Consider the following 18,438-nt stretch of genomic DNA (forward strand, 5'->3'; position numbering starts at 1 on the left):
TTGGCAGACATCCGCCACATGGCGACCGATTAGCTCACCCGGTGTGATCTGGAGATGCAACCACACCCAGGAGCTGGGAGCGTCGTCCGCACCAGGTCACGACCAAAACATCACGCGCTCGCGACGCGGCGACGTACAGCAGGGACCTCTCGCGGAGCAGCGCATCGTGCTCCTCCTCCTCTCCAAGCACTCCGGGCAGGTCGAGAGGTACCGCACCCTCGGAGATGTCGAACAGGATGACCCTGCTGAACTCCATCCCTTTCGAGGTATGCATGGTCAAGGCGACCGGGCGGTCTCCCCCGCGCTGAGCGGACTTGATGAGGTTGACCGGGACGCCGTGGGCAGCGAGCCCATCGCGCACCGTTGTTGCGAGTTCATTGGTACGGGTGAGGACTGCGATGGTCCCCGGGGCGACTCCCGCCTCGACCCAGGAGTCGATCCGTCGTGCGACGAACCTGATCTGCTCAGCGCTCGTCTGCGCCTCGAAGGTTTCCGGTTTTGGCCCTCTTCGCGCTGACCGGTAGCCCGTCGAGCTCTCCTCGAGGCTCTCGCTGTCGACAAACTCCCCGCCGTCGAGCACGCTCACGGCATACCGCAGGTTCTCCGCGGTGGTGCGGTAGTTGAGCGTCATCCTTCGAGAGCGTCCGACGACTCGAATGCCATACCGTGCGAGCACGACGGACGGCCCATATATTCGCTGGTGCGTATCCTCTGCCACGAAGAGGTCGTTTCGAGCGACGCGCGCGAGCGCACGCACGAACTGCCAGTGCGCCGGGGTGAGGTCCTGCCCCTCATCAACGAGGACGTGATCCACCAGCACGCGCGCCTGCGGACCGTAAGTGTCGAGCCAAGCGGCCGCGATCGCTGCCTGTTCGGCCCACGTGATCGTTCCCGCGATTCGCGAGCGCTCACGATATGCCTCGATGACCCGCCACACCTCGGCGCGCTTCGCAGCGTCGAGTGCCGTCCGCCTGCCGAGTCGCCGCACCTGGAGATACTCGTCTCGCAGCGTGATGCGCGCGGGCAGCACGACTTGCACGTACTCCGCTTCGAGAAACGCTGGGGTCGCTACTTCGGACGGAAGGTCAGGACGGGTCGCCACGATGGCCGCAGCCCAGCCTTCACCATTCCCGATCGTGTCCACGATGCGATCGCGCGCCTCTCCAAGCACGGCGACCGCGGCTGCGCCATAGGTCCGTCCGGCACGGGCACGGACGGCGGTCACCACCTGATCGAGCCCTCGCACGTGAACCCCCGGCTCACCGAGGCGGTCGGACTTGGGGATCGCGGGATCGAGGCGGTCGAGATCGCGCTTCATGTTCTCCGCCAGCGCGCGGGTATAAGTGGTGAGCACGATCGAGGAGGATGGCTCAAGTCCGGCCAGGTGCTTCGCGCGGTGCAGAAGTACCACAGTCTTTCCTGTCCCTGCCCCACCGCTCAGTCTGAACGGTCCGCCCCAGTCACCGGTGGCGTACTTCTGCTGTTCGGGGTGAAGGAATACGCGCCACGCATCGAAGTCACCGCCCTCGATGATCGCTCGCAACGCGTCGTCATCTTCGAGGAACGTGAACTGCATCTTGGAGGAGGGATGCTGAAGTGCGCGCAGGATGCGATCGTCAGAGGTTTCGTCGGCCGGTTCGTGCGGCAGCGCCGTGATCGCAAGGTCCTCGCGGATCTTCTCGATGGAGTCGCCGACAGCGAGCCCGAGGGCTGCAGACCGCTGCCATGCATTCTCGAACGACTCGCCGATCGCGAGCACGGAATCGGCATCCGCGGCGCTGAGGAGCAGGTCAGCGGCGATCTCGTCGAATCCAAGTTCGTCGATGAGGCCCGAGCGCAGATATCCCTGCGTTTCCAGAAAAGCGGCCGGCGCGTCCTCGCTTGGCGCGACGGGATCGGTGGCCGACTGAACGGAATGAGGCGCGACGTCCGGCACCGTTGCTGTGATCAGTTCGGCGATGCCGTTGACCGGGTTGTAGTCGAGAACCCTGGTTTTTGCGTACTCGCTCCCCTTGTCGTGCTCGAACGTGCCGATATACACGTAAGTGCGGTCCCCCGCAGAATCCAGCCGGTAGAGGACCGCGCGAAGACCGTGATCGACCCGGCCGGTGCGAGCCCGCGGGTCGGCGGCGCCCTGCATCTTCTCGATGTGAAGTCCGGGCGAGGTGTCGTCGGCGCGCAGCTTGTCGAGAAAAGAGTAGATCTTCGCGCGGACGCGCCGGTCGTGGTCGGGGCCTTTGAGATTCGTCCAGACGACGTTGGGCATGTGACGATCGGGCTTTCTCTGCGGTGCCGGAATCGTCATCGTATCGGCGGCGCACGACACTCGCGTGCCGTGTCGGCCGCGTTACTAGAGTGATTCATGAGATGCCTTCCGTCATGCCTGCCGACCCGCTTCGCGCTCGCACGAGTGCTCGGACGGCTCGCTACGTATGGTTCCGATCGCATCCGGGCGCTCACTGCGCACGAGGCAGCTCGCATCCAGATCGGAAACGCGATTCCTCCGGCTCTCGCCGTATCGCTCATCGGTGCGCATCTGTCGCACGCGAGTGCTTCGACAGAGGACAGGAGCGAACAGGTGGCGATTCCAGCTTGACGTGTCGGAAGTAGTCGACATACTGGAAGGCTTTGCTCTGGGGATATGCGAACGGGGACTTGAGGATGAGCTTGAGCGTGGTCGACGACACAACGACAGGTAATGCCGAGGTACCGGAGATCGGCAGCCTGGTGAATGTCCGTGGAGCGCGATGGTCTGTCACCGACGTGACCGCGCAGTCGCTCCCGCGCAGCAGTGCAGACGACGGGCGAGCCGAGCTCCAGCATGCGGTGACGATGCAGTCGATCGAAGAAGACCACTACGGCCGGGAACTCACGGTCATCTGGGAGCTCGAGCCCGGCCGAAGCGTCGTACGTGAGCAGGGTCTGCCGACCACGATCCAGTCCGACCAGTTCGACGACCCGACGACGTTCGCCGCCTACGTCGACGCGCTCCGTTGGGGAGCGCTCACGAGCGCCGACCCGAGAACGCTGCAGGCACCGTTCCGCAGCAGCGCTTCCGTCGAGGCCTACCAGCTCGAGCCGCTCCGTCGCGCCATCGATTCGCCACGTGCCAACATGCTGCTCGCCGACGACGTCGGCCTGGGAAAGACGATCGAGGCGGGCCTGGTGGTCCAGGAACTTCTCCTCCGGCACCGCGCACGCTCGGTCATCGTCGTCTGCCCTGCTGGCCTGGTGATCAAGTGGCAGGAGGAGCTGCGCGACAAGTTCGGCCTCCACTTCGAGATCGTCAACTCCGAGACGATGAAGACGTTCCGCCGCACCTTCGGCGTGCACGCCAATCCGTTCCGGATCTACCCCCGCGTGATCGTCTCGATGTCATGGCTACCCTCGCCGCGCGCCGAGCGCATGCTCGAAGAGGTCTACGCGAGCGTGAAGGATGCTCGCACCGCCGAACGCCGAGCGTTCGACATCCTCGTCGTCGACGAGGCGCACCACGTCGCCCCTTCGGCCCCGACCCGTTCCTCGTCGGACAGGCCGCGGTACGCGATCGACAGCCAGCGGACGACGGCGGTGCGACGCCTCGCGGAGCTCTGCGAGCACCGCCTTTTCCTCAGCGCGACACCGCACAACGGATACACAGAGTCGTTCACTGCACTCCTCGAGATGGTGGACCCGCAGCGGTTCGCGCGCGGCGCCGACCTCGATGAGAAGGCGCTGCAGCAGGTCGCCGTGCGTCGCCTTAAGCGAGACCTGCCCGACGAAGGGTTCCTTCCCAGATCGGTGAAGGCATTGTGGTTCGACCCGACGCCTGACGAATCGGACGCGTACGACAAGCTCATCGCGTTCACGAGGCGCAGGAACACCGCCGTTAAGCAGGAACGAGGCAAGCGCGCGTCGGACCTCGCGACCATCATCTTGAAGAAGCGCTTCTTCTCGTCGCCAGTCGCGTTCGCGTCGACCGCCCAGGCCTATCTGGACGCGCGCGGCGACGAGGACGTCCAGCTGCCCGACTACGACGACATTCTCGGCGACGAGGCCTCCGATGAAGAGGAGGGTCGGGCGGAGCAGCCCGAGCTGGGGGCGCTGCGTACGGCGAAGCGCGCTCAGGTCGCATTGACGTCCGACGACATCGCAGACCTCGAAGACCTCATCACATGGGGCCAAGGGTACGACGGTCGCCCCGATTCGAAGCTTGAGGCCCTCCTTCGACTCATCGAGGGCGAGCTACTCGACCCCGCACACGATTGGGGCGACGAACGCATCGTCGTGTTCACCGAGTACGTCAGCACCCTCGACTGGTTGCGCGATGTGCTCGAATCACGAGGGCTCGGCGGGGAACGGCTCGCGATCATCGACGGAGCGACGGACGCCGAGACTCGGGAGGAGATCCGCGCGCGATTCACGGCACCTCCGAGTGACGAACCGGTGCGGATCCTGTTGGCGACGGATGCTGCGGGCGAGGGCATCGACCTGCAAACGCACTGCCACCGCCTCGTGAGCTTCGACATCCCGTTCAACCCGAACCGGCTCGAGCAACGTATCGGCCGCATCGATCGCTACGGACAGAACGAGCCACCCCTCGTCTGGCATCCGCGTGCGGCGAAGCAGAATACGACCAACTACGCGAAGGACAACGATCTGCTCGCGAGGCTGGCAAGCAAGATCGCCAACTCCGAGCACGACGGTGTCTCGTCCAACGAGGTGATCGCGCCCGACCTCCAGCGCGAGCTCGGGTTCGGCGAGGGGCCGGCGCGAAAACCCCAGAAGGATGCCGGCGAGCAGGTGATCAACCGCGTGCTTCAGGCCGAGCACGCCCTCGGTCAGAACCTCACACGCCTCGCAGAGCGTCTCGGGGCCTCACGCGACCGGATGCATCTCCACGAGGGGAACCTCTTGCGCGTCTTCGAACAAGGACTGCGCATCTCAGGCCAACCACAGCTCACTGAAGTCGATGACCCGCGCGAAGAGGCGCGCCTTTTCCAGGTACCGCCTGGGCTCTCGCGCACATGGGTGCCCGCGCTCGCCGGGCTCGACACGCGCCTCGCACCTGGTGTGCTGCGACCGATTACGTTCGACGAGCAACGTGCCCGCCACCAGACCGACGTGGTGTACGCCCACCTCGGGCACCCGCTCATCCAGCGCGCGGCGCGCGAGCTGCGCGGTCAGGTTTGGACGCGGACGGATCAGGTCCGAGGTATCAGCGCGGTCATCGTCGACGGTCTCGACGCGTCCTTCGCCGCCGGGGTTGCTCGGCTTGTACTGGTCGGCGAAGGCGGTACGCGCCTCCATGAGGAGGTTTTCCTCGCCGGCACCCGCCTCTCGCGTCGCCAGGAGCTCGGGATGGAGAAAGCCGAAGATCTGCTGGCATCCGCCCTCGATGGCGCGCGTCTGCGGCAACCGAGCGAACGCGTTCTCGCAGCACTCGCTACCGACTGGAACCAGGAACACGAAGCGTCGGACGGGATTCGGAGTCGAGTGAGCACTGCCATCGAAAACCGCGCCGACCGGCTGAAGAGTGGCGTCGAGGCGGAACTCGAAGAGCGGCGCAATGCTGATCTCAAGAACGTCGACGCGATCTTCGACAACTTCCGCTCGACGCTGCAGAGCACGCTAGCCGCGGCCGAGGAGGCCCGCCGCGCTGGCGAGGAGGCCCTCTTCCAGCTGCCCGAAGAGAAGAAGCAACGCGACACGGACCTGGCCCGCGTTCGCACCCGCCTCTCGCACCTCGACGATGAGCTCCACGCTGAGCGCGAAGCCGTGGAGCGCCGGTACCGCGATGTGCAGCCGCACACCTTCGTCGCGGCGCTGGTGTTCGCGCTAACCCCCGAAGACGCCGAGAAGCTGGAGTCCGCTGGTGCCCGTTGATGTGTGGGAGTGGTTGTCGCTGATCGACCACGACGGCCCGTTCCTCTCGAAGGCTGCGCTCAAGTCGTTCTACCCGTCGGGGCTTCCCCGCCCGAACGCCGATGACACGAGCTCGGTGTTCGTGGATGAGTTCGTCCGCTGGGCGGCCGCTTGGTCCTCGTCCGACGAGGTGTACGAAGCCGCGCGCGACCGCTGGGTGGAAGTCGTGCTGCGGCGCCTGCTCGACTGGTCCGACGACCTGCAACTTTCCCCCGACGGCTTCACGGCAGCGTCACCGAACGGCGCAGTGAACGTGACGGCGTGGGCTGCGCTCTCAGGAGAGGGCAAGCCCGAGGCACTCGTGACCGTCGTGGACCGCACCGACGATCTGCGCTCGACGGGTGCCGACGGCTGGTCGGCAAACGAGATCGATCGGATGGCGGTGCTCCTCCGGGAGACCGGAGTGTCGATCGGCATCGTCACCGACGGCCGATGGTGGGCGCTCGTATCGGCCGCGAAGGACGTCACGACGGCCAGTGGCGTGTGGGACGCCATGCTCTGGCGGGAGGAACGCCCCAGCCGCGACGCGTTCCTCGCTCTGGCGAGCTTCACGTCCGTCGCGGGCGGGGCCCCGGAGAGGCGTCTCCCGCTGGTTTTCGCGAAGAGCGTCGCCAGCGCGGAGGAGATCACCGAGGCGCTCGGTGATCAGGTGCGCCGAGCCGTCGAGCTCGTGCTCCAGTCGATGTCCGACACTCACCTGCGTGCTCTCGCGCAGGGCGAGCCGTCTCCGCTGCCGGAGGACCCCAAAGCCGTCTACGAGGGCGCGGTCACCGTGCTGATGCGGATCGTGTTCCTCCTCTTCGCGGAGGAACGCGGGCTGTTGCCGGAGCACGACCTGTACCGGTCGTCGTATGCGATCGCGCGGATCCGCGGGCAACTGCAGGGCGACGCGACCGCGACGTCAGTCGAGGCACTCGACCACTCGTGGGAGACCTGGCACCGGCTCCTCGCCGCGAGCAACGCCGTCTTCGGTGGGGCGTCGTTCCAAGACATGCGAATGCCGGCGTACGGCGGTTCACTATTCGATCCGGCTCGCTTCCCGTGGCTGCAAACGACCGATCAGCAGGGTCGCCTGCGGGTACGGCTCACAGATCGGGCGATGCTCGCGGTTCTGCGTGCTGTGCAAACGATCGAAGACGGCGCGATGCAGCTTTCGTTCCGCGACCTCGACGTCGAGCAGATCGGCTACGTCTACGAGGGCCTGCTCGGCTACTCCGCCGCATACGTATCCGATGTGACGGTCGGCCTTCACGGCAAGGGCGGGTTCGAGCCAGAGATCGCGCTCGCGGAGCTGGAAGAGATCGCGGGTGCCGCGTCGTCGCCTGCCGACTTTGCGAAGCGTCTCGTCGATCATCTGAAGAAGACGCAGGAGCAGGCCAAACCCCGTACCGCGAACCAGATCGCCAAGTCTTACGGCGCGTATGACTCGGACGCCGCGGCGGACGCCCGAACCCGTCTGCGCCACGCGCTCCTCGGCGACGACGAGCTCGCTGCACGCCTGCAACCGTTCCACGGACTGATCCGCGACGACCTCCGTGGGTTCCCCTATGTGGTGCCCGCGGACGGACTGGTGATGACGGAGTCGCCACAACGCGCGAACACCGGCACTCACTACACCCCGCGTTCCCTCGCTGAAGAGGTGGTGCTGCACGCTCTCGAACCGCTCGTCTACTCCCCTGGCCCGCTCGACACCGAGAACCGGAACGAGTGGAAGCTCAAGTCGTCGGCGGAGATCCTCGACCTGAAGATCGCCGACATCGCCGCCGGCTCCGGCGCGTTCCTCGTCGCCGCCGCCCGCTACCTCGCCGACCGGCTCATCGAAGCACGCGCGAACGACGGGCTCGACGTGACTCGCGAGTCCGACCTGAAGCGGTGGGCAGTGCGCGAGATCGTGGCGCGCTGTCTCTACGGTGCCGACATCAACGGAATGGCCGTAGAGATGTGCAAGCTCTCGCTCTGGCTGATCTCCATGGACCCCGGCAAGCCGTTCTCGTTCGTGGACGACCGCGTCTTCCACGGCAACTCCCTCCTCGGCGTCACGACGGAGGAGCAGCTGAAGGCCCAGCACATCTACCCCGAACGCCGCCAGGGTCGGGAGCAACTGCTCTGGTTCGATGTCGACAAGGACCTCGACGATGCCGCACGCATCCGCCGCGAGCTTGCCTCCGGCCAGGTCGACGACGCCGACCGCATGCGATCGACCAAGGCGAAGCAGGCGCTCCTCGCGCAGTCCGCACGGGTCACCGCGAAGCTCCGCGACGTCGCCGACGGCATCATCGCCGCGGGACTCTTCGAAGGGGGCAAGCCGGGCAAGAAACTCGATGACCGCTACGACGACCTCGCCGACGCGCTGCGAGCCGCCCACCCCGCCGACGGAGCTGCGCCGGACCGCGGCGCACTCGACGCCATAATCACTGCTGGCCTCACTCCGGCCGTAGACACGGGCGAGGCGCGCTGGAAGCCGCTCCACTGGATTCTCGAAGCCCCCGACGTGGTCCATTCTCATGGCGGATTCGACGCTGTCGTGGGCAACCCCCCGTTCCTCGGCGGCAAGAAAATAACGCCGACAGTTGGTGCAAACGTTAGGGAGTGGCTCGCACACACCATTTCACGCACGTCCGGGAATGGCGACCTCGTCGCATACTTCCTCGTTCGCGCTGGAGACGTTCTTTCCACCAGTGGCACGCTTGGTCTGATCGCCACGAACTCCATTGCTCAAGGCGACACTCGCGAGATCGGACTAGATCGTCTAGCTTTCCGGAACTTTGTGATCTATCGCGCCATCCGTTCCCAGCCGTGGCCCTCGCGGTCCGCCGCGCTGCATTTCGCCGCCTTCTGGGCCACTCGCCGCCCCGTGGGGGCTAGAGCAGTAGCCGACGGACTCATCGTTTCCGGCATCACTGCGCTTCTGGAACCACAGAGGCGAGTGAGTGGTATACCACTCCAGCTGGACGCGGCTCGCAACCGCGCATTTCAGGGTTCAATCACCCTCGGCAGCGGCTTCTTGCTGCGCCCCGAGCAGGCCCACGAAATGATCTCGCTGGACCCGAAGAACGCTGAAGTGCTACGCCCATTTCTGAATGGCGAAGACCTACTCTCACGATCGGACTTGTCCGCGAGCCGCGTCGCGATCGACTTCAAGGAGATGACGCAAGCCGAAGCTCAGGCATTCCAGGAGCCATGGGACCATGTACTCGCGGCCGTCCGCCCCGAACGAATCACGAAGGATGCCCGGAAGTACCCCCGCATGGTCAACGAATGGTGGAAGTACTGGAATGCGCGTCCAGGGCTATACGCATCCATCGCAAACTTCGAGCGTGTGATCGCGATCCCTCAGACGTCAAAGAGCATGCCCGTCGCTCTCGTCGACAGCCGACAGGTTTTCAGCCAAACACTGTGTGTGGTTGCGTCGGACAGCTACGCGACTCTTGCGATCCTGTCTTCCAGTCTGCACTGGGCCTGGACGGTTCAATGGGGATCAACATTGGAGACCAGAACGCGCTACACGCCGACCGATGTCTTTGAGACCTTTCCCATGCCGACGGACCCCGACGGTGGCCGTCTTGGCGAGCTTGGCGCTTCGCTGGAGGCTGCTCGCCAGGACGTCCTTGCCCGCCGTGGCATTGGACTGACCAGCTTGTACAACTTGGTCCACTCGCCGCACAATACCGACGATGCCGAAATCGACATGATCCGGGACTTGCACTCCCGCATTGATGAGGCCGTCACTGCTGCATACGGTTGGGACGACATCCGGCTCGAAGGCGGATTCCATACTCACCGCGGTGAATGCCGGTGGACGATCAGTGCGGACACACGGGTCGAGATCCTCGACCGACTGCTTGAAGAGAACCACCGGCGCGCGAAGTCCGAAGCGGAATCCGCGCCCGCGAAGAAGGCAAAGCGAGGCCGGAGCTTCGAAGAATCCATTGCGCCCGAAGGAGCGATGTTCTAGTGACGACGGAAGCCCCGACCACCTCGGAGCAAGTGCGCGAGGAACTAGTCGATCTGATCAGCCGTGACCTGGTCGGCCCGTGGGACGGGCCCGATGAGACGATCGTCGGCACTCCGCGCGCCCGCTATCTCGCTGGCGCGCTTGCCCCGATCTCACTTCTCGACGGTTCCCCCGCTGGTCCGACCCCCGACAGCACGGCGACCACGCTCGACGACGTCCGCACTGATGACTCGCTCGCCGTGTCGGATCTCACAGGCGCGCATGAAGTCCAGGGCGTTCCCGCCGACGAGGACGAGACGATCGGCGAGGCATCCGCGAGCGAGCCAGATGAGGACCGCGGCCCCGAGTCGAAGATCATTGCGCCGTCGTCGATGGGCCTGCGATTCCAGGTGCCGGCGGGCACTGGCTCGCTTCGGTTCACCGCGAGATGGGGGAAGTACGAATCCCGCCGAGAGGCCGACGAACAGGGCAAGACACAGACGTACTACGACCGGACGCCCTTCACCGAGCCAGCCGATGTCGACATCTCTGCGATCAAAGCGGGCGAGTCGAAGCGAACTGCGCTTACGGGCGACGTCGAGATAGCTGTGGAGGTTTTCGACTTCGACGGACGCCGAGTCGTGGAAGCGGCGCTCCTCAACACAGCCGTCACCGGGCGGGAACTGCCTCCCAGACTCTGGATGTTCCAGGCAGAGCTCGAAGTCACGGCGCCGAATGGCGAGGCCGTATTCCTCCCCGCTCGGGACGCGACGGTCACCGACCGGGGTTCCCGTGACCCTGAGGTGCGGCGCCTTGACCTGCTGTACCGCGACCGTCTTGAGTTCGCCGTCGGGCGCACCGCCTCGGTCGAATGGGATCTCTCAGAATCCGACGATCGTCGCGCGACGGCTGTCAAAACAACCTGGTTGCCGACGGCCGAGGTTCCGCAGACCCAGGCGCCGGCGGTCGCGAACGCGGTACTCAGCATGCGAGCGCTGATGGAGGCATCGCCCGAAGAGCTCGAGGCGGGACTAAGCCCGCTCATCGACGGGTACTCTGCCTGGCTCGACACGCGCAAGTCTGAGAACGAAACACTCCCGGCATGGCTGCAGGAGCAGGGCCGCATCGGGCTCGGTGACGGTGCAGCCGCGCTGACTCGCCTGCGGGCAGGACTGGACCTGCTGGTCTCGAACGAGAAGGCGCAGCGTGCGTTCTGGTTCATGAACCGTACGATGCGCGACCAGCGTCTGCGCTCGCAGGTCGCGGCTCTGCGCATCGAGCAGAAGGACTTGTCGATCGCCGACGCCGCCGCCACCGTCGATGCGCGCGGCGAGAAGGCGGCATCGTGGCGTGCGTTCCAGCTCGCGTTCATTCTGATGCAGCTTCCCGCGGTCGTCGATCCAACGCATGTCCGACGGTCCACCGACTTCGCCCGGGCCGAGCTCCTCTTCTTTCCCACCGGTGGTGGAAAGACGGAGGCCTATCTCGGCCTCGCCGCCTTCACATTCGGCATCCGACGACTGCAGGGCAAAGTCGAGACACCCGAAGGGCTCCTCGACGGCGGGGACGGTGTTGCCGTGCTCATGCGATACACGCTGCGCCTGCTCACGTCACAGCAGTTCCTGCGCGCCACAACCCTGATGTGCGCGGCAGAGGTCGTCCGCCGCGAGGACCCGGCGACGTGGGGGTTAGCCCCGTTCACGATCGGCCTCTGGGTCGGTTCGAGCGTCAGCCCGAAGCGCTACTCCGAAGCGGCCGAGCAGGTGAAGGATGTGCGGGAGCGGGACGGCAACTCCGCATACGGGCTCACCGTTCTCCAATTCGATCACTGCCCCTGGTGCGGGACGGCGATCAATCCGAAGGCGAACGTCGAAGCCGATGACGTTGCGAAGCGCATCCGGGTCTATTGCGGTGACCGTCGTTCACGGTGCCCGTTCGCCGCAGGCGGGTCTGCGGAGGTGGGTCTGCCGGTTCTCACCGTCGACGATGAGATTTACCGGCATCCGCCGACGTTCCTTCTCGCTACCGTCGACAAGTTCGCCCGTCTGGCGCGGGAGGGTGAGGCCGCCAGCTTGTTCGGGTATGTCGCGAAGAAGTGTCCGCGTCACGGGTACACGCACCTCGACACCGACGGAAGCGTGTGCGGCGCCGACAACCATAACGCGAAGACCGCGAACGGACGGACCTACCCGGCCACGCAGGTCACGACGGTGGGCCGGCTGCGCCCCCCGGACCTCATCATCCAGGACGAGCTCCATCTCATCACCGGCGCGCTCGGGACTGCGGTCGGGCTGTTCGAAGGCGCGATCGATGTCCTGTCGAGCTGGGAGAGCGGCGCTGCCAACGACGCGAAGCCGGTGAAGCCCCTCGTCATCGCCTCCACCGCGACGGTGCGGAAGGCCGCCGAACAAGTGCAGCGGCTTTACGCACGCGACGTGGAGGTGTTCCCTCCGCAGGTCCTGAGCGTCACCGACACCTTCTTCTCCAAGGAGGTCCCGCTCGCCGAGGCACCCGGTCGTCGGTACCTCGGTGTGTGCCTCCATGGAGCTCGGCTGACACTCGCCGAGATCCGTCTCAGCGAGATCCTCCTCCTCGCCGGCCAGAAGCTGTTCGACGAGCACGGCGCTGCGGCGGAGCCGTACCTGACGCTCGTGGACTACTTCTCCGCGACCCGCGAGCTCGCCGGCATGCGCCGATATCTGGAAGACGATGTCACAACGCGAGTCAGCAACCCCGACAAGGTGTACGGGTACCCGCGACGACGGACCCCGCTGAAGCTGGGCGAGCTGACCTCCCGCATCTCGTCATCCGAGATCGGCAAGACGCTGACCCACCTGGCGTCACCGTTCGATGCCGAGACCGACACCACCGTCGGGCGCGCCGTGATTGCGGCGAAGCTGAAGGCGGGCGAAGAACTCGCCCCGAGGGAGCTGCCGTACGACGTTGTGCTCGCGACATCCATGCTCCAAGTGGGCGTCGACGTGCCGCGCCTCGGACTCATGATGATCGTGGGTCAGCCGAAGAACACGGCAGAGTACATTCAGGCGTCTTCGCGCGTAGGACGTGATGGCGAGAAGCCAGGGCTGGTCGTGACGCTCGCGAATCGCGCACGGCCACGCGACATGGCCCACTATGAACAATTCGAGCACTACCATGACACATTCTACGCGAACGTCGAAGCGCTCTCGGTGACGCCGTTCTCCGAGGCCGCGCTCGAACGCGGGCTCACCGGCCTCATCGTCTCAGCGGCTCGCGTCATCGACACCATGGTCCCCAGCGATACTTCGTTGTCTGCGGAAGCGAACGCGGGCGCCGGGCGGATCGTCGCGCGCCGAGCCACAGTCGACGCGCTGGTCGACAAGCTCGTCGCGAGGGTGGCGCAGGCGGCGGATCAGCAGGCCGCGTCCAGCATGAAGAGCAAGCTCGTGCTGCGCCTCGACAAGTGGACCGACCGCGCTACTCAGACGTCAGGCTCGCTTACCTACTCGAAGAAGAGCCTTCCGAAGCAGATCGTGGAGCCGATGCTGATCAGTCCGGAAGACACCATTGGCGAGGAGGGCGACCGCCTGTTCCAGGTAGCCAACTCGATGCGTGAAGTGCAGCCTGAGATCGACCTGCTCGTCTCGCCCTTCCCGGGAAAGCTCGCCGAACCGGCGAGCGTCGCGACGCCAGGGTGGACGTTCACCGTGAAGACGAAGAAGGACGCGAAGTGACCGAAAGCACGACTGCTCCCGGCGCCGAGTCGGTGGACGAGGCCACGGTCGGCGTCGCCGGCGATGTCGCCGACCCGTACTCAGGTGCCGGCCAACCGAAGAACCGTGCACGCGTGGGATCCATCCGCCCGAGCGCGATGCTCTACACGTCGGGCATTGGTGCGACCGTGGACCTTCCGCAGATCGCGGTGATGCCGCAGGGCATCGACGCGTGGGAGAAGGCCTATACGAGGATGGGCGGCGAGCCGACGCTCGTTCTCGTCCCGCGCCTCATTGAAGCGGTACGCCGTCAGCTCGGTCAGCAGGTCGGCGAGCTCCGTCAGCCGCCTTGGCTGCCGGACGAGCTCGGCGGAGACTCCACGCCCATCGGCATCCCGACGCGGATCTTCCCGCAGTGGCTTCGCTGCACCGGATGCGACTTGCTCGCGCCCGTGTCGACCGGGAACACGTTCGAGTTCGAGAACACCCGCAAGCACCGGCCAGACATGGCTCGCTTCGTGCATAAGGGATGCAAGGGACGTTACGCCGGCGGAAAGGGACGTGACCGCGTCGCCGTGCCGGCGCGGTACCTCATCGCGTGCACGAACGGTCACCTCGACGAGTTCCCCTACATCGATTGGGTGCACGGCGCAGACGGGCACCGCATCGAATGCGTGGCACAGCCGAAGATGCGGATGCTGGAGTGGCGCTCCAATCTCGGCCCGCAGGTGTCGATCAAGTGCGTCGTCTGCGGCACCTCGCGGAACATCGTGGAGCTGACGCGCGCAGGCGGGGAGGACTCGCTTCCGAACTGTCGCGGGCGTCATCCTCATCTGCCTTCCTACGCGCCAGCGGACAAGCCATGCCAGGGCGAAGTGCGGCTGATGCTGCTCGGAGCTGCAAATCAGTGGTTCCCTGCGACGATCAGCGTGCTCGTGTTGCCGTCGCGCAAGGTGCCCCAGCCGGCCGATACGGTGACCGAGGTTCTGGGGCTGCCGCCCGCACAGGTGGCGAAGCTGACGTCGCTCGCGGCAGTGAACTCGTGGCGGCAGTTCGCCCCGGAGAGCATCACCGATCGGTTCCAGGGAATCTCCGACGAGGATCTCTGGAAGGCTGTACAGATCGCGCGCGGCGACCTTCCACCGTTGACCTCCGACGTGACCGGGCCGGTGGGATACGACCCGAACTACTTGCTCGCGCCCGAGTGGGGGACGCTGACGCACCCGAAGGAGTTCCTCGCTGAGGACCGACGCAACGGGTTCAAGGTGCATCCCGTTCCGGTCGCGACGACGCTGGCCCCCGCGATCAGCGATGTGGTGGCGGTCGACCGCATCCGGAAGGCGAACGCGTTCGTCGGGTTCACCCGCATCGACGCGCTCGACCGAATCGGCGACGACGCGACGCGCATCGCGCCGATCGCGCTGTCCGGCAAGCCGAGGTGGGTGCCCGCGACAGAAGACCGGGGCGAGGGTGTCTTCATCCGCTTCGACGAGGCCGTCGTCGCCGCCTGGGAGGCAGGTGCTCTCGCGAGCGATGTGTGGGCGGCTCACGTCGCCGCGCACGAACGCAACCTCAAGCGTCGCCAGAGCAGCACCGCCGTCGCCGTGAGCGCGGATGACCGTATGCCTCCCCCGCGGTACTGGGCTCTCCATACGCTGTCGCACATGCTCATTCGCGAGATGGCGATGTCGAGCGGGTACGGCTCGGCCTCACTGTCGGAGCGCATCTACGCGTGGCGGGCGTCGGAAGGACGAGATCCTGCCGCGGGCATCCTCATCACGACGACATCGCCCGACAGCGAGGGGACGCTGGGCGGGCTCGTCGACCTTGCCCGAACCGAACGACTCGAATCGGTCATGCACGAGGCACTGCACCGCGCGGAGCGCTGCTCGTCCGATCCGATCTGCGCGCATCGCGTACCGAGGAATCAGGAGGACTTTCTGCACGGAGCGGCCTGCCACTTCTGCACATTCCTATCGGAGACATCGTGCGAGCGCGCGAACCGCTTCCTCGACCGGCGCTTCGTTCTCGACCTCAACGCAGGGTCGTGGGATGTGAAGCCAGTGCTGGCGGGCATCCCGGCGAGCGCGAGCTGATGGTCGATCCGTTCGTCGAGCTCGGCCGACTTCTGACTCCCGACGCCGCTCTGAAGGTGGCATCGAGCCTTGAGATCGACGGGCGGCTCACGAAGGCCATCGACAAGCTGCCCGCAGGTTCACCGGCAGCGGATCCGCTGAAGGGCGGGTTCGACACGGTCGGCGGCGCTGTGCTTGCCGCGGTGCTCCGCGGATTCGCGGTGGCCGCGCAGGCGAACGCGACCGACCTCCGCCCGGTGTGGAGCGGCCCGACGTTCGATGGGGACGGAGACCACACGACGTCCGCGGTCGCGCACCTCATCGACGATGCCACGGAGGATGTCTTCGCCTCGACATTCTCGGCAACGCCCGATTCCGAGTTCGTGAAGGCCCTGTGGCGCGCGATCGCTCGCGGAGTTCGCACGACGCTGCTCGTCGACTCTAAGGTCAAGGACGGACAGACAGCCGAGATGCTGCGGCTGAAGCTCACGGGAGCGCGGTTCTGGACATATGTGCACCCCGACGGTGGGTACTCAGCGCAGCACTCGAAGGTCGTGATCATCGATTCGCGGAGCGCATTCGTCACCAGCGCGAACCTGTCGACCGCAGGTGCAGAGCGCAATCTGGAGGCTGGCGTGATCATCCACGACGCCGAGTTCGCTTCGCGCATGCGGCAGCGCTTCACGAAGCTCTGGGAGCACGGGGCGATCACCGACCTGGGTTGAGAATGGCGGAAACAGCGTCCTGGGCTTCGTCCGATGGGACGAGGAAGTCGATGCTCGCGAACAAGCGTCGCGACACGTCGACAGAACTCGCCGTGCGGCACGAACTGCACTCGCGAGGCTTGCGGTACCGGGTCGACTTCGCACCCGTCCCGGGTCTACGGCGCCGGGCTGACATCGTCTTCACACGCGCGCGGATCGCGGTCTTCATCGACGGATGCTTCTGGCACGGATGCCCGATCCACGGCACCGCGCCGAAGCGGAATGCCGACTACTGGGGGGCGAAGCTCGCGGCGAACGTCGCCCGCGACCGCGACACGGACCGGAGGCTAACGGATGCGGGTTGGCTTGTAGTGCGGGTCTGGGAACACGAAGCAGCCGGCGACGCTGCCGACCGTATTCAGGTGGCTGTGCGGGGGGCTATCGATTCGCGAGCTCACCCGCGTACGACCGGCGGGCTCGCATCATCGTATTGACATGCTTGAAGTCGAGCTTCCAGAGCCACTCAAGCGACTCGGCACTCGGCTGCGCGCGAAGAAGCGACAGGTCGAACCGTGTTACCCCGATTCGCCGCAAGTCGATTCCGGAGCGCGCGACGACGCGGGCATCGTTCGGGTTCACGCGCCATATCCCGGCGTCCATCGCGACGTGATGATTCGCGCAAAGAACGAGGCCGTTCTGCGGCTCGTCGGTGCCTTTCGCGAAGCGTGGGCGCAGGTGAGCGGACGCCAGGAGGGCGCGCTCGTCGATCTCACACACCGCGCAGCGGGGTCCGTACAGCTCCATCACCTCGAACGCGAATCGGCGTTCGTTTGCGCGGGCCGCGATGCGGCTCGCGAGCCACTCGGGAGCCGAGTCCTGGGAGGCGAGGATGGGATGGCGCGGACCAAGGATCGGTTCGGGCACGAATGCGAGCAGGAACTCGCGTGCCTCCTCGTTGCACGCCTCGACGTACGCGAGGCGTACCTCCCGTGTGGGCGCATCCTTGTGTCCGCTGACGACAAAGATCGGTAAGCCGAGGCGCATCGCGGTGCGGGTAGCCTCTATCTCGAGCTCATCGTGGCCGGCGCGCTCGGTTTCGGGGAACTTGTAGACCAAGCCGGTCGCGGACAGTATGTCGGCGTAGCTCGATCCGTCGTGTCGTACACCGATGGTGATTCCCGACGTCGCGGATGCGCACGCCGTGTTCGCCTTGTCCACCCACACTCCGCGGTATCCGTTGTAGAGACCCAGAGACCGGACCGTAGATGCCGGTGCGATCGCAGTGGGGTGCGACGCCAGAAGGCTGCTCCACGCGGCTTTACGCCACGCCAGCTGCTGCTCGACTGTGGTCGTCACGGATCCCATTCTGCGAGTCTGACGCATTCGCGGCTCGAATCTATCCTGCGCCCGGCCCAGGTGGGTGCGCCGAGCGGGACATTTGCGCCCGCAGATCGTTGGTGAGCGCCGCAGCGATCTGCACAGGTCTGCCAGGGTCGTCGAGTAGCATCCAGGCGACCTCGAGCGCGCTCATGCCTTGCTCGGAGGCGATCACGGTCACCGTGCGTCCTTCTCGGAATGCCTGGGCGATGCCTGGGTCACGTAGGCGAGCGAACGCGGGGACGTCGGCACTCTCGAGTTCGGTAAGGCTCAGCCCGAGTGCGCGATACGCGAGCCGGATCGCGACCTCACGGGGCGTTCCTCCGACCGCTCGCGCAACCGTCTGCACGTCGAGGCCGGCCGCATAGATGTCAAGCATCGCCGCGTCTCGAGCCAACGACGCGATGGCAGATGCTAATCCAGCTCCTTCGACCTGATCTTTAATGAGTGCGTCGTCAGGTTGTACGGCGCCCAGTTCGTCTACATCTGCAGATACCGCCGATAGCTCATCGGCGCCCGAATCAGACGAGTCCGACGGCGCCGAAGAAGCGGCGACTTCGGTCACCGGATGGTGCGAGGCGAAGTCGCCTGAAAGCCGCAATTGCTCGCGGAAGCTCACCTCGAACCCCTCGGTCTGCAGGAGGCGCGTGGCATCGGCTTCCGAAGACGCCACGCAGCCGATTTCGCTGACGACGCCGTCCGCGTCGACTGCATCGAAGAGGAACAGGCTGCGCATACCAAACTCCCGAGAA

At 65.7% G+C, this 18,438-nt stretch carries 9 protein-coding genes; 6 read left to right on the plus strand and 3 right to left on the minus strand.

Annotated features, from left to right (window positions below):
- Positions 1–34: 34 nt before the first annotated feature.
- Positions 35–2,266 (minus strand): 3'-5' exonuclease, encoded by a 2,232-nt coding sequence (locus ACZBH1_RS02655; protein WP_463645411.1) that lies wholly within the window; start codon positions 2,264–2,266, stop codon positions 35–37.
- A gap of 407 nt (positions 2,267–2,673) precedes the next feature.
- On the opposite strand from ACZBH1_RS02655, the gene drmD reads away from it, so the two are divergent.
- From drmD to ACZBH1_RS02685, 6 genes are read left to right on the plus strand one after another with little or no spacing between them, the layout of a single operon-like run.
- On the plus strand, positions 2,674–5,865 hold the full coding sequence (gene drmD / locus ACZBH1_RS02660) for a DISARM system SNF2-like helicase DrmD (protein WP_463646648.1): 3,192 nt from the start codon (positions 2,674–2,676) through the stop codon (positions 5,863–5,865).
- Positions 5,855–9,859, plus strand: a complete 4,005-nt coding sequence (locus ACZBH1_RS02665) for a type IIL restriction-modification enzyme MmeI (protein ID WP_463645412.1) — start codon at positions 5,855–5,857, stop codon at positions 9,857–9,859. Before drmD ends, ACZBH1_RS02665 begins: the two co-directional genes overlap by 11 nt.
- The gene (gene drmA / locus ACZBH1_RS02670; RefSeq protein ID WP_463645413.1) at positions 9,859–13,551 is read left to right on the plus strand and encodes a DISARM system helicase DrmA; all 3,693 of its coding nucleotides are present in this window, start codon (positions 9,859–9,861) and stop codon (positions 13,549–13,551) included. The genes ACZBH1_RS02665 and drmA overlap by 1 nt, the downstream gene beginning before the upstream one ends.
- Positions 13,512–15,626 carry a DrmB family protein gene (gene drmB / locus ACZBH1_RS02675; protein ID WP_463645414.1) on the plus strand — a complete coding sequence of 705 codons (2,115 nt, stop codon included), beginning with the start codon at positions 13,512–13,514 and terminating at the stop codon, positions 15,624–15,626. The genes drmA and drmB overlap by 40 nt, the downstream gene beginning before the upstream one ends.
- A complete protein-coding gene (gene drmC / locus ACZBH1_RS02680) occupies positions 15,626–16,330 on the plus strand; it encodes a DISARM system phospholipase D-like protein DrmC (RefSeq protein WP_463645415.1) in 705 nt (234 codons plus the stop codon). The genes drmB and drmC overlap by 1 nt, the downstream gene beginning before the upstream one ends.
- Positions 16,331–16,332: 2 nt before the next feature.
- Positions 16,333–16,803 carry a very short patch repair endonuclease gene (locus ACZBH1_RS02685; RefSeq protein ID WP_463645416.1) on the plus strand — a complete coding sequence of 157 codons (471 nt, stop codon included), beginning with the start codon at positions 16,333–16,335 and terminating at the stop codon, positions 16,801–16,803.
- Here ACZBH1_RS02685 and ACZBH1_RS02690 read toward each other — a convergent pair.
- Entirely contained in the window at positions 16,748–17,665 is a 918-nt protein-coding gene (locus tag ACZBH1_RS02690; protein ID WP_463645417.1) for an HNH endonuclease, read from the minus strand. The two genes, ACZBH1_RS02685 and ACZBH1_RS02690, sit on opposite strands and share 56 nt — an antisense overlap.
- 40 nt (positions 17,666–17,705) lie before the next feature.
- Positions 17,706–18,422 (minus strand): hypothetical protein, encoded by a 717-nt coding sequence (locus ACZBH1_RS02695; RefSeq protein WP_463645418.1) that lies wholly within the window; start codon positions 18,420–18,422, stop codon positions 17,706–17,708.
- Positions 18,423–18,438 lie beyond the last annotated feature (16 nt).

Source organism: Microbacterium sp. ZXT2-5, from assembly GCF_055329545.1.

Bases quoted from the DNA above. Each gene is read 5' to 3' on its own strand.
- ACZBH1_RS02655 (WP_463645411.1), bottom strand. From the start codon at position 2,266: ATGCCCAACGTCGTCTGGACGAATCTCAAAGGCCCCGACCACGACCGG.
- ACZBH1_RS02695 (WP_463645418.1), bottom strand. From the start codon at position 18,422: ATGCGCAGCCTGTTCCTCTTCGATGCAGTCGACGCGGACGGCGTCGTC.
- drmC (WP_463645415.1), top strand. From the start codon at position 15,626: ATGGTCGATCCGTTCGTCGAGCTCGGCCGACTTCTGACTCCCGACGCC.
- ACZBH1_RS02685 (WP_463645416.1), top strand. From the start codon at position 16,333: ATGGCGGAAACAGCGTCCTGGGCTTCGTCCGATGGGACGAGGAAGTCG.